This window comes from Herbaspirillum sp. GW822-FHT03A08, assembly GCF_058801885.1.
In genome coordinates, this window is sequence record NZ_JBXANR010000008.1 from 151272 (window position 1) to 163689 (window position 12418).

Genomic DNA, 12418 nt, shown 5'->3' on the forward strand with positions numbered 1-12418 from the left:
TTTGATTTTTAAGAGAGAGCATCATGACCAAACGCATCAGCCTGACCCAACATCTGATTGAGCAGCAACGCCTGCACAACAAGATCCCATCCGAACTGCGCCTCCTGATCGAAGTCGTCGGCCGCGCCTGCAAGAGCATCAGCCATGCCGTCGGCAAGGGCGCGCTGGGTGAGGTGCTGGGCACCGCCGGCAGTGAAAACGTGCAGGGCGAAGTGCAGAAGAAACTGGACGTCATCTCCAACGAAATCCTGCTCGAAGCCAACGAATGGGGCGGCCACCTGGCCGGCATGGCGTCGGAAGAAATGGAAACCATCCACCCGATTCCCAATCGTTATCCAAAAGGCGAATACCTGCTGATGTTCGATCCGCTGGATGGCTCCAGCAACATCGACGTCAACGTTTCCATCGGCACCATCTTCTCCGTACTGAAGGCGCCGGACGGCATGACCACGCCGTCGGAACAAGACTTCCTGCAACCCGGCACCAAGCAAGTCGCCGCCGGCTACGCCGTCTACGGTCCGCAAACCGTGCTGGTGCTGACCACCGGCGACGGCGTGCACTGTTTCACGCTGGACCGCGAAATGGGCGCCTGGGTGCTCACCCAGCGCGACATGCAGATCCCTGCCGACACCAAGGAATTCGCCATCAACGCCTCCAACGCGCGTCACTGGTATCCGCCAGTCAAGCGCTATGTCGACGAAATGCTGGCCGGCTCCACCGGTCCGCGCGGCAAGGATTTCAACATGCGCTGGATCGCCTCCATGGTCGCCGACGTGCATCGCATCCTCAACCGCGGCGGCGTTTTCATGTACCCGGCCGATGCGCGTGAACCGGACAAGCCAGGCAAGCTGCGCCTGATGTACGAAGCCAACCCGATGGCTTTCATCGTCGAGCAGGCCGGCGGCGCTGCGACCAATGGCGATCAGCGCATCCTCGACATCCAGCCTGAGAAGCTGCACCAGCGCGTCGCGGTGTTCCTCGGTTCGAAGAATGAAGTCGAGCGCGTGACCGGTTATCACAAAGAGTAAGCGCGCAAGCGGCTGGTGTTTCGCCGATGCTGAAACGACAAGGGACTTGCGATGCAAGTCCCTTTTTTCATGCAGCAGCAGATAAGGCGTTACGCCGCTTTCTTCAGCGCCGCCAGTAGCGTCTTGTTGAACGCAGGAATATCATCCGGCTTGCGCGATGTGATGAAGTTGTCGTCCTGCACCACTTCGCGATCAACCCACTTGCCGCCAGCGTTCTTGAAGTCATCCTGCAAGCTCGGCCAACTGGTGACTGTACGATTCTTCGCCAGTCCCGCGGAAATCAGCAGCCAGCCGCCATGGCAGATCGCAGCAATCGGCTTGTGCGCCTCATTCGCTTGCTGAACAAACTTCACTGCCTCCGGCACCAGCCGCATGGCGTCGCCGTTGACCACACCGCCCGGCAGGACGACGGCCGCGTAGTCCTCCTGATGCGCCTGTGCAAAAGTCTTGTCGACCTTCACCTGCTCGCCTTTATCGACGTGCTTGAAACCCTGCAGCGTGCCGCTTTTGGCAGAGATCACGTCGACCTGCAGGCCGGCTGCTTCCAGCGCCTTTTTCGGTTCCAGCAATTCGGCTTGTTCAAAGCCGTCGGTGGCGAGGATGGCGACGCGTGTTGAATGAGTGGATGAAGATGGATTGGCCATGATGATTTCTCCATAAAAGGAAGCGTGAGCTTCCGGTGAGCGATGGCCGACGCGTGCATGTGAACATGCCGCCGCGCCGGCAGAACAATCATCCTGCGCCCAAACAATAACGCCGCCTATCAGCGTAGCGCTGAAGGCGGCGTCAGAAGACCGGCGACGGGGAAACAGATCAGCGCCGCTGCATTAATCGCACGCTATGAATTGCCGTGAAGCCGACCGACATCCAGATCGGGATATACGTCCACAACTGCGCCGACGTGAGCGTCTCATCCAGCAGGATGATCGCCACCACCACCAGCAACACCGGCTCGACATAACCGAGAATTCCGAACAGGCCCATCGGCAGCAAACGGCTCGCGCGCAAAAAGCAATCCAGCGCTGCCGTACTCAGCAGACCCAGTCCCGGCAGCAGCATCAGATACATGTCTGGCCGCTGCCACACCGCCGACAGATTCGGACTGATCGCCAGTGTATACAGCGCGACCGGCGTCAGCAGCGCAACCTCCATCGTGAAGATCACCATCGAATCCAGCTTCAGGCGTCGCCGCAACATGAAGTAAGGCGGATACCCCAGCGCCACCAGCACCGTCGGCCACGAAAACGCCCGCGTCATCCACAGCTCATGCAACACGCCCGCAATCGCACACGCCACCGCAATGCGCTGCCATACATCCAGACGTTCACCGTAATAGAAGCGCCCGATCAGCACCATCGCCAGGGGCAGCAAAAAATACCCCAGCGACACATCCAGCGCACGTCCATTCAACGGCGCCCACAAGAACAGCCACAACTGCACACCCAGCATCGCAGTCATTGCCACAAACAACAGCGCTTGCAAAGGATTGTGCAGCAATGCAAGAACGGCATCACGCAACTGCACGCCATGCTTGCGCCAGCCGATCAGCGCGAACGCCAGCGGCAGCGTCCATACGATACGCCAGGCAAAGATGTCGAGGCCATTGAGCGGCGTCAGCCAGCTGGTATAGGCGGAGAGCAGGGCGAACAGCGTCGACGCGATGACGGACAGGGCGATGCCGCGCGCCGTTTCAGGATGGTTCATGCAGAAAGTGAGCTAAGGGGATTCATACAGCGGCACCAACATGGTGCGAGCGCGATTGTAGCTTAGTCGGAGAATGGCGCCGAGGGTTATGTCGAGAAAGCATGAGGATGGCGGCAGACGCCATTTTTGCCAGAGTGAAATTTTCGCTGGGATCTCGCTGGGATCTCGCTAGGATTTTATTCGCGCTGACGTCAGATGGCGGAAATTAGCTTCGACATCGCCTGAGTTCTCCACGTAAAATCCGATCCTGCATCAACAGAAAAATAAAGAATAGAAAAGAGGGAAGATAAAATGGCTACTCCACAAACGATGCTCTCCGTAGTCGCTCGCGACGAAGTGCATTTGCAGTTTTCATTGAAAGCGAATGTCGATATTCAACAACTTTTCGCGACGCTCGGAAAACTCTGGGAGCCTGAAATAACCGGCATTACCGATCCGACGCTCAATGAGCATCATCAAAGGACGGGCGGCACCGCGAATGTGGTCCTGGGATTTAAGCCTGAACTCTGGCGCGAGGTCGATCCGGAAGGAACACCCGGTAATCTGGAATCTTTCCGTCAAGACATCGTCAGTGCCGGCGGCATGATCGCACCCGCTACGCAATGCGACCTCTGGATCTGGATCACGCAGTCAAACGCCGCAACACTTTATGACAGCATGAGCAAAGCAGTAGCGATGCTGCATCCTTTTGCCGATGTCGTCAGCGAGCAGGTCTGTTTTCCCTATCACAACAATGTGACGTTCGACGGATTCGCCGATGGGGTTGCCAATCCCAATCTGTTTCGCGCCAATAGTGTTGCCATCATTCCTGATAGTGAAAGAGGCGAGGGCGGATCAACTGTGCTGATCCAGAAATGGAGAATGGACGTCGAGAAACTGAGGGGCCTTTCCGTACACGAGGCCGAGAACGTATGGGGTAGAACCAAAGCTGGAAGTCACCAGCTATCGCCTTTGCCGGAAGATTCTCATGTCGGAAGAAATCAATTCCGGAGGAACGGTGAGGAAATAGATATTGTCCGCAGGAATGCCAATTATGGGAACGCGAAAGAAGCGGGAATCATGTTTGTCGGCTTTTGCAATGACATCACCGTCACGATGGGAATGCTCAGACAGATGTACGGGGTCGGCGACGATGGCGTTTCGAAGACCGACAAGCTGCTGAATTTTTCCACCGCCTTGTCGTCTGCGGTGTATTTCGTGCCAAGTCTGGATGCATTGCTGAAAATGGGTATCTCGCCGACCGATATTGACTAGACCCGGTCTCTGCAATTGCCGCTATTGTCGGCGGCAATGATTCTCTCATGGCCGCCGGTGCCGCCGTAGCATACTGACATGAGGGCTGGCGCCGGCGGGCATAGGTCAGCTCGGCCGGACGATCGTACCGGCGCTTTCTCCGACCACCGTCGTCCACAAGCGCACTTGCCATTGCGTGACAACGCCATTAAGCACATAGGGATCCTTGTTGGCGAAGTTTTCAGCAACCTCGGGCGAGTTACCGGTGAACAGCAACATCGCCTCATCTTCCGGATCGCTGAGCGCGCCGCCGAGGATCAGCTCACCGCGTTCGGCGGCTTCCCACGCGAACTTGAGATGGTCGTTGCGGAACGGCAGTTTGACGGTTTTGCTGTCTTTGACGAAGCGGTAAAAAAGAACGTAGTGCATGGCGGCCTCTCTTCAGTTGCGCTGGAATGCGCGATAAGAACAAATCATCGGATCAGCGAATTGTACGCCGCAGCGGGCAGTTGCAAATACAAGTCATTGCGCGGGCCGCTCGTAGTAGATGTCCCATTCGCCTTCATCAATCTGTACAAAACCATGCTGCTGATAAAAGCGGTTGGCCTCGCTTTGTTTCAGTGCGCCGACGCGGACAGGCTGCATGGCCGCATCCGCTTCAGCGACGAGCTGAACCAGCACCGCGCTGCCGATACCTTTGCCCTGATGGTCAGGATGCAGATACAGGTGATCCAGCAACAGATGCCCGTCGTTCTGTTTCATCACGACAAATCCGACGCGCAGGCCATTCGACAGGATGTAGCGCGTATGCCGCGGCGAAAATCCCGACTCAAACCGCTCACGCGCCCTCACCGGGTCGAACCGGCCGACGCGTTCCAGGCTTTCGCGCATGGCGGCGATGCGGATCAGAACCAGTTCATCGAGATCGGACGATGTGGCCGGGGCGAAGCTGATGGTGCCGTCGTGTTGACTCATGATTTCAGTAACTTTCGGATCGTCAATGCTGATGCCGATGATGCGCATCCGGGTAATGCGCGTGCGAGTGCGTCAGCCCGGCGTGCTGATGCCGATGACGATGCGTGGTGCCGGGTGCGACCGCGACGTCGTGGTCGTGCAGATGGTGTTCATCATGGGTATGTTCATGATCGTGTTCCATTTCTTCATGGTGATGCGTATGGGCGTGCCGTTCCGAAAGATGCAGCCAGATGCCCCAGGCCATGAAGAGGCCGGCAATAACGAGTGGCGGTGTCAGTTGTTCTCCGGTGAGCAGGGCGAGACCGGCGCCGAAGAAAGGCGCGACGGAGAAGTAAGCGCCGGTGCGCGCCGTACCAAGATGGCGCAGCGCGGCGACGAACAGGGCAAGGCTGACGCCGTAAGCCAGAAAACCGACCAGCAGGGTGGCGCCGATCACGGGCGCCTCCGGAAAATGTGCGCCGGATAACAAGGCCAGCACCAGGTTCGTGCCACCGGCGGCCAGGCCTTTGACGGACGCGATCCAGGTGGCGTCGTTCAGCGAGACCTTGCGCGTGAGATTGTTGTCGAGTCCCCATGCCAGGCAGGCGCCGAGCACGGCGAGCATCGGCCATAGCGTGACCGGCCCGGTCTGCGCAGGCCAGCTCAGGATGACGGCGCCGACGACGATGGCGAGCATGCCGAGCATGATGCGGCGGTCGACATTTTCTTTGAAGGCGAACCATGCCAGTAGTGCGGTGAAAACGCCTTCTGCATTGAGCAGCAAGGATGCCGAGGATGCAGGCATGCCCGTCAGACCGATCATCAGGAGCACAGGCGCGAGGACGCCGCCGCAGGCAATGGCGCCGGCGAACCACAGTAGTTCAGTGCGCTCCGGCACGGCTTGCCGGGCGCCGCTTAGCTGGCGGTAGATTGTCAATCCAAGACCGGAGCCGAGATAGAGCAGGGCGGCGATCATCCAGGGCGAATTATTCGTCAACAGCATGCCGGCCAGCGGTGTGGCTGCGCCGAACAGCAATGCCGCCAGCAAGGCTGCCTGCGGGCCGGACGAGACGATGTTCTTCAGTTTGCTCATGATGGTCTTGTGGGGCGATTGAGTGACGATCTATTTTAGTCCCTCATTGCAGCCGGGCTTGTCGAACAGCGCTGCCAAGCCACAAGCCGAGTGATACATGGCAAAGGTGCGATGCGCAACGCCCGGTACTTCCAGCAGGCGATGGCGTTGCGGCAAGCGGGCGGCTTCAGCGGCTGCAGCGATATGCCGGAAGTAGGCATGTCCGCGCTCCAGGCGTGTTGCGCCCTGGCTCTTGTACGCGCAGGACATGCCGAGCGCATCGGCGTTGGGATCGTTGTCGGCGGTGCCGAGCAGATACACGACATCGCGCTGCAGATAGTCTTTTTCCAATGCGGCGGAGGACACCGGCTGTTGCAGATAGCCAGGCAGCTTGTTTGCCAATCCATTGTTCCAGGTGCTCACGCTCGGGCAGTTTGCGCGCGCATCCGTAAAACTGCCATCCGCTTGCGGCCGCTTGTCGTCGAAGTACAGATAAGAGGCAGGGTTGGCGACGACATAGCGCACGTGGATACCCATAGCGGCGAGGTCCTGCACGGCGCGGCCGGCAACTGCATAGCGTTGCACGAACTGGCCGCCGGCGGAATGACCGGCGAGCACGACGTCGTTCAGATTGGGAAATAGCTTGCGGTCGGCCAGCCGCGCGAAGATCGCATCCATCACGCTGAAGGTACTGACCGGGGTTGGTGATTTGGCATCGTAGCCTTGCAGCCATCCGCTTTCCTGCCACTGCAACATTGCGGCGGGCAGATGATGTGCGGTCACATCGGTTGCAGTCAGAAATTGCGGCGTGACGAAGAGCGTATGGGCGGCGAGATCGCCGGCACGCTGCTGCAGATCCTTGTCGGCATCAATGTCGCGTCGCGGCCAGCCGTGGATGATGATGACGGCGCGTGTGATATCCGTTTGCGCAAACTCCCAGTCGCGCGAGACGCGTATCGGTATGTCGCCTGCACCGCTTGCCGTCTGTACATGAAAACGGTCTTGCAGCACGACTGGCACCGGACTGTTGACGACATCGATCTCCGCCGCGCGGGCGGAATGACATAACGCTACACAGAAAATTATTCCCGGTATCAGCCTGCGGACGGGCGGCATGGACTTTCCTTTCTTCGACATATGCAGCAAATACGCAGCAGATGCACGGCAAATATGCAAGCGTGTGGCAATGAGGCAAGACGCGCATTGTCGCATTCCGTTTCGCTGCGATGCTGACATTCTGCTGAACTTTCTCAGGGTGTCCGTCGGCTCTGCATCCGGCGTAAACAGCCTGTTTACCTGCCCATTTCCTCGGTTGCAGTTTAGTGGGTCGTCGGGTAACATCAGCCGACCATGACACCAGTGATCAGCAATCCGATCACTGTTGCGATGCGTCGTTTTTCATGACGGCACGGTGTTGGTCTGAGGCAATAAAAAATAACGCTCAGACAAACGAATCAACGAACAACGAATGCCGATAGTCAACAAGTCATCAGCACATGAGCAGCAAACCATAATAGGTATGCACACGGATGCACACGAAGGGGGCCGTATTTCTGTCATTTTTACCGCCGGGGGGACGGTGATCCGCCGCCGCTTTGTCCGTATTGCCTGTGCTTGCAGCATGCTGTTCGCGGCCTGGATGCCGGGTGCCGCCAATGCCGGCGGTCCCGATTGTTCGCGCCCTTATACCCTCGCTTTGCATGATCACGGCCTGTTGTACTCGGCCGATACCGACACCGGTATCGACAAGGATTTTGCCGATGAACTGATTCGCCGCAGCGGCTGCAAGGTCGGCGTCAGCCTGATGTCGCGGGCACGCATCTGGCAACTGATCGAATCGGGCGCACTCGACTTCAGCCTGTCGGGCATCGCCAGTCCGGAACGTCGCCGTTTCGCTTCCTTTGCCTGGTACTTCAGCAATAAGTATTATCTGCTGGTGCGCAAAGATGCCGGTATGCGCCAACTGGCGGAGTTCGAGCGCAGCGAAAAATTCCGTCTCGGTGTGATCCGCAGTTTCCGCTACAGTGATTCGGCCAACCGTCTGGTTGATACCTTGACTGCGGCCAATCGCGTCACCCAGGCCGGCGGTCTCGATCCTTTGTACAAGGCGCTGCTGGCCAACCGCATTCAGGGCATGATCATGGAGCCCTTCGACTATCCGGTAGTGGAAGAGAAACACATCCGCGACGTGACCTCGATCATCGAATTCAACGATCCGTCAGTACCGCACGGTCTCATCATGTCGAAGAAAGCCTTGTCGCAATCCGAGCGCGAGAAGTGGCGCGCGCTGGTCAACGAGATGCGCGCCGACGGCACCATCCGCCGCATCTTCGAAAAATATTTCTCGCCATCGCTGGCTGCAACGATGGTTGAATTCCAGGCGGAGCCGTGAACTGGATCCGGCAGATCTTGCTACCGCTGGCGATCATGATCGCCGGCTTCAGCGTGACATGGCTGGCGTGGGATCACGAACGCCAGGCGTCGCAGAAAGAGTTGCACGCGCAGTTCGATTTTTCCTTGCGCGAGGCAGTCAGCCGCGTCGAGCAGCGTATCGCCAGCTATGAGCAGATGCTGCATGGCGTGCAAGGCCTGTTTGCCGCGTCCGGTACTTTCGATCGCACCGCCTTTCACGACTACGTCGCCTCGCTGAACCTGGACGCCAACTTCTCCGGCATCCAGGCCATCGGCGCAGAAGAATGGATTCTCGACAGCGACAAGACCGCTCACATCGCGCGCATGCACCAGCTCGGTTTCGCCGACTACGCCATCCGCCCTGCAGGCGACCGCGTCGACTATGCGCCCATCATCATGCGCGAGCCCTATGTCGGCACCAACCGCGCACCCTTCGGCTACGATCCATGGTCCGAAACCAAGCGCCGCCGCGCCATGGAAAAAGCGCGCGATTCCGGCATGGCGGCCATTTCCGGCAAGGTGCTGCTGGACATCGACAACGGCAATGAGTCGCAGGCCAGTTTCCTCATGTATCTGCCGGTGTTCGCACGCGGCATGCCGCAATCCACCATCGCCGAGCGCCGCACCAATCTGATCGGCTGGGTGCATGCCTCGTTCCGCATGAGCGACGTGATTGCCAGCTTGTACGGCGAACAGCCGATGGGTGTGGCGTTTTCCATTTACGACGGCGTGGAACCGTCTCCGGATGCAGTGTTGTATCGTTCTGCCGGCGCTGGAGCATCTGACGGGGCCCAGGGCAAGGACGTGATTTCTGCGACCGAATATCTGGTCGTGGCCGGTCACAACTGGACACTGACCATGAACACCATGGACGACTTCAATGCGCGCTACGGCCGCAATGCCGAGGCGCAGACGGCCGTCACCGGCATCGGCCTGACTCTGTTGCTGGCCTTGCTGGCATGGGCGCTGATGTCCAGCCGCCGCCGCGCGATTCGCCTGGCGGGCAAGATGACGCGCGAGCTGCGCGCCAGCGAAGAACAGTTCCGCGCCATCGCCGACTGCACCGTCAACTGGGAAATCTGGTGGGGCATGGACGGCAAGCCGCGCTGGATCAATCCTTCCGTCAAAGAGTACACCGGCTACACGGTGGAAGAATGCATGGCGATGGACGATCTCCGGGCGCAGATGATCTACGCCGAAGATTTGCCGCGCGTCGGACCCGAGCTGGACAAGGGGCTGCGCGGCGAACGCGGCGACGATCTCGAATTCCGCTGCGTGCGCAAGGACGGTTCGCTGTTCTGGCTGTCGGCGTCATGGATTCCCATTCACGATGCCAACGGCGCCCTCGCCGGCTACCGTACCAGCGGCCGCGATATCACCGAACGCAAGCAGGTCGAAGCCGAGCTGCGCATCGCCGCCGTGGCGTTCGATTCGCTCGAAGGCATCATGGTCACCGACGCGGAAAGCCGCATCCTGCGCGTCAATAACGCCTTCGCCAAAATGACCGGCTACTCCGCCGCCGAGATCATCGGTCTGACGCCCGATGTGTTGCGTTCGGATCGCCACAGCCCGCAGTTCTACGACGAGATCTGGGAAACCATTCAGCGCTTCGGCGGCTGGCAGGGCGAAGTCTGGACACGCCGCAAGAACGGCAAGGTCTATCCGGAATGGCTGACCATTTCGGCAGTCAAGAGCGACGACGGCAGCATCACGCATTACGTCGGCACTCACCACGACATCACCGAACGCAAGATCGCCGAAGAACGCATCAAGGAGCTGGCCTTCTTCGACGCGCTCACGCGCCTGCCGAACCGTACGCTGCTGCTCGACCGCCTCAAGCAAGCCATCGCCGTGAGTGCGCGCAACAAAACCTGCAGCGCGTTGCTGTTCATCGACCTCGATCATTTCAAGACGCTCAACGACACGCTCGGCCATGACAAGGGCGATCTGTTGCTCAAGCAAGTGGCGCAGCGCCTGGCATTGAGCGTGCGCACCAACGACACCGTGGCGCGCGTGGGCGGCGACGAATTCGTGGTGGTGCTGGAAAGTCTGCACAAGAGTCCGCAGGAGGCAGCGACCCAGACCAAGGCCATCGGCGAAAAAATCCTCAGTGTGCTGGACGAGCCGTACCAGTTGGAAGACGTCGAATACCGCACCACCGCCAGCGTCGGCGCAACCGTGTTCCGCGGCCGCCAGGCATCCATCGACGAATTGCTCAAACAGGCCGATCTGGCCATGTACAAGTCCAAGGAAACCGGCCGCAATGCGATGAGTTTCTTCGATCCTGCGATGCAGACCGTTGTACTGGAACGCGCTGCGCTGGAAGCCGGTCTGCGCAAGGCCATCGAAGGCGGCCAGCTGGTGCTGCACTATCAGGCCCAGGTGGTCGAAGGCGGCCGCGTGACCGGCGCCGAAGTGCTGGTGCGCTGGCAGCATCCGCAACGCGGCACGGTGCCGCCGGGTGAATTCATCCCGCTGGCCGAAGAGACCGGTCTCATCCTCTCGCTCGGCAACTGGGTCATGGAAACCGCCTGCGCCCAACTCGCGGTGTGGGCCAAACGCGTCGAGACTTCGCACCTGACCATCGCGGTCAACGTCAGCGCCCAGCAGTTCCGCGAAAGCGATTTCGTCGAGACGGTTTCCGGCATCATCGCCAGGACCGGCGCCAACCCCAAGCGCCTCAAGCTGGAGCTGACCGAGAGCCTGCTGGTCGACAACGTCGAAGACATCATCCAGAAGATGTACGCGCTCAAGGCCAAGGGCGTCGAGTTCTCGCTGGACGACTTCGGTATCGGTTACTCGTCTTTGTCCTACCTCAAGCGCTTGCCGCTGAACCAGCTTAAAATCGATCAGTCGTTTGTGCGCGATGTTCTCGTCGACCCTAACGATGCCTCCATCGCCAAGACCATTGTTGCACTCGCGCAAAGTCTGGGACTGGGAGTCATCGCCGAAGGCGTCGAGACCGATGCGCAACGCAGTTTCCTGGCCGATGCAGGGTGCCACGCCTATCAGGGCTACTTCTTCTGCCGGCCATTGCCCCTGGAAGATTTTGAAAAATTCGTCCAGGAAGTCGATCCCATACTGGAGTAAGTTTTTATGTCCGCATTGTCTGCATTCCCTATCAACGCCAAGTGGCCGGCCCAGCATCCAGAGCGTATCCAGCTGTACTCGCTGCCTACGCCCAACGGCGTCAAGGTTTCCATCATGCTGGAAGAGGCCGGCCTCGCTTACGAGCCGCATCTGGTCAGCTTTGAAACCAACGATCAGTTTTCGCCGGAATTTCTTTCGCTCAATCCCAACAACAAGATCCCGGCGATCATCGATCCCAACGGTCCCGGCGGCAAGCCGCTGACCTTGTTCGAATCGGGTGCGATCCTGATCTATCTGGCCGAGAAGAGCGGCAAGTTCCTGTCGCAGGATCCGGCTGAACGCTACCAGACCATCCAGTGGCTGATGTTCCAGATGGGCGGCATCGGTCCGATGTTCGGCCAGCTCGGTTTCTTCCATCGTTTCGCCGGCAAGGAATTTGAGGACAAGCGTCCGCGCGACCGTTACGTCGCCGAATCGCGCCGTCTGGTTGGGGTGCTTGACCAGCGTCTGGCAGAGCGTGAGTGGGTGATGGGCGACTACAGCATCGCCGACATCGCGATCTTCCCGTGGGTGCGCAATCTGATCGGTTTCTATGAGGCAGGCGAACTGGTCGGCTTCAAGGACTTCCCCCATGTGGCGCGCGCACTGGCGGCGTTTGTGGCGCGGCCTGCCGTGACCAAGGGCCTGGCGATCCCTGCACGCGGCTGATCGCAAAAAACCAATCAGCGGGTTGTCACCGCTGCAATACCAAGCGGAACTCAACAGAAGTGGCCGGCCCTTAGCAAGCCGGCCATTTTCTTGTCCGTAGTTCGCGTTTTCCGCACGCATCCTTCCCCAAGTCTTACAAGTAAAGAAGGCGTCTTCTTATGCCGCCGGTCGCGGCTTGTCCGTACGCTATGGTCGAGGCGCGGGTTTTGCGCCGCTT

Annotated in this window: 11 protein-coding genes; 5 read left to right on the top strand and 6 right to left on the bottom strand. The window is 59.3% G+C overall.

Annotated features, from left to right (window positions below; genetic code table 11):
* The first annotated feature begins 23 nt into the window (after window positions 1–23).
* Window positions 24–1028, top strand: coding sequence for a class 1 fructose-bisphosphatase (locus AC1RN6_RS22835; protein WP_493007758.1), 1005 nt, complete (start codon window positions 24–26; stop codon window positions 1026–1028).
* An 89-nt stretch (window positions 1029–1117) separates the two neighbouring features.
* Here the strand turns inward: AC1RN6_RS22835 and AC1RN6_RS22840 are convergent, their stop codons facing one another.
* Both AC1RN6_RS22840 and rarD read right to left on the bottom strand, forming a co-directional pair.
* Window positions 1118–1672, bottom strand: coding sequence for a type 1 glutamine amidotransferase domain-containing protein (locus AC1RN6_RS22840; protein WP_493007759.1), 555 nt, complete (start codon window positions 1670–1672; stop codon window positions 1118–1120).
* Between the two features lie 169 nt (window positions 1673–1841).
* Window positions 1842–2732: an EamA family transporter RarD gene (gene rarD / locus AC1RN6_RS22845; RefSeq protein ID WP_493007761.1), complete on the bottom strand. Its 891-nt coding sequence runs from the start codon at window positions 2730–2732 to the stop codon at window positions 1842–1844.
* Between the two features lie 291 nt (window positions 2733–3023).
* On the opposite strand from rarD, the gene AC1RN6_RS22850 reads away from it, so the two are divergent.
* Window positions 3024–3986 (top strand): Dyp-type peroxidase, encoded by a 963-nt coding sequence (locus AC1RN6_RS22850; protein ID WP_493007762.1) that lies wholly within the window; start codon window positions 3024–3026, stop codon window positions 3984–3986.
* Between the two features lie 105 nt (window positions 3987–4091).
* On the opposite strand, the gene AC1RN6_RS22855 is transcribed toward AC1RN6_RS22850, so the two are convergent.
* From AC1RN6_RS22855 to AC1RN6_RS22870, 4 genes are all read right to left on the bottom strand, one after another.
* Window positions 4092–4394, bottom strand: coding sequence for a YciI-like protein (locus AC1RN6_RS22855; RefSeq protein ID WP_493007763.1), 303 nt, complete (start codon window positions 4392–4394; stop codon window positions 4092–4094).
* Window positions 4395–4487: 93 nt separating this feature from the next.
* Window positions 4488–4940, bottom strand: coding sequence for a GNAT family N-acetyltransferase (locus AC1RN6_RS22860; RefSeq protein ID WP_493007764.1), 453 nt, complete (start codon window positions 4938–4940; stop codon window positions 4488–4490).
* 22 nt (window positions 4941–4962) lie between these two features.
* Complete coding sequence (locus AC1RN6_RS22865; protein WP_493007765.1) at window positions 4963–6012, bottom strand: DMT family transporter; 1050 nt, start codon at window positions 6010–6012, stop codon at window positions 4963–4965.
* A gap of 30 nt (window positions 6013–6042) precedes the next feature.
* On the bottom strand, window positions 6043–7107 hold the full coding sequence (locus AC1RN6_RS22870; RefSeq protein ID WP_493007766.1) for an alpha/beta hydrolase: 1065 nt from the start codon (window positions 7105–7107) through the stop codon (window positions 6043–6045).
* A 505-nt stretch (window positions 7108–7612) separates the two neighbouring features.
* Here AC1RN6_RS22870 and AC1RN6_RS22875 point away from each other — a divergent pair.
* From AC1RN6_RS22875 to AC1RN6_RS22885, 3 genes are read left to right on the top strand one after another with little or no spacing between them, the layout of a single operon-like run.
* A complete protein-coding gene (locus AC1RN6_RS22875) occupies window positions 7613–8383 on the top strand; it encodes a substrate-binding periplasmic protein (RefSeq protein WP_493007838.1) in 771 nt (256 codons plus the stop codon).
* Entirely contained in the window at window positions 8380–11493 is a 3114-nt protein-coding gene (locus AC1RN6_RS22880) for a bifunctional diguanylate cyclase/phosphodiesterase (protein ID WP_493007767.1), read from the top strand. Before AC1RN6_RS22875 ends, AC1RN6_RS22880 begins: the two co-directional genes overlap by 4 nt.
* Window positions 11494–11499: 6 nt before the next feature.
* The gene (locus tag AC1RN6_RS22885; RefSeq protein WP_493007768.1) at window positions 11500–12201 is read left to right on the top strand and encodes a glutathione S-transferase N-terminal domain-containing protein; all 702 of its coding nucleotides are present in this window, start codon (window positions 11500–11502) and stop codon (window positions 12199–12201) included.
* The last annotated feature ends 217 nt before the right edge of the window (window positions 12202–12418 follow it).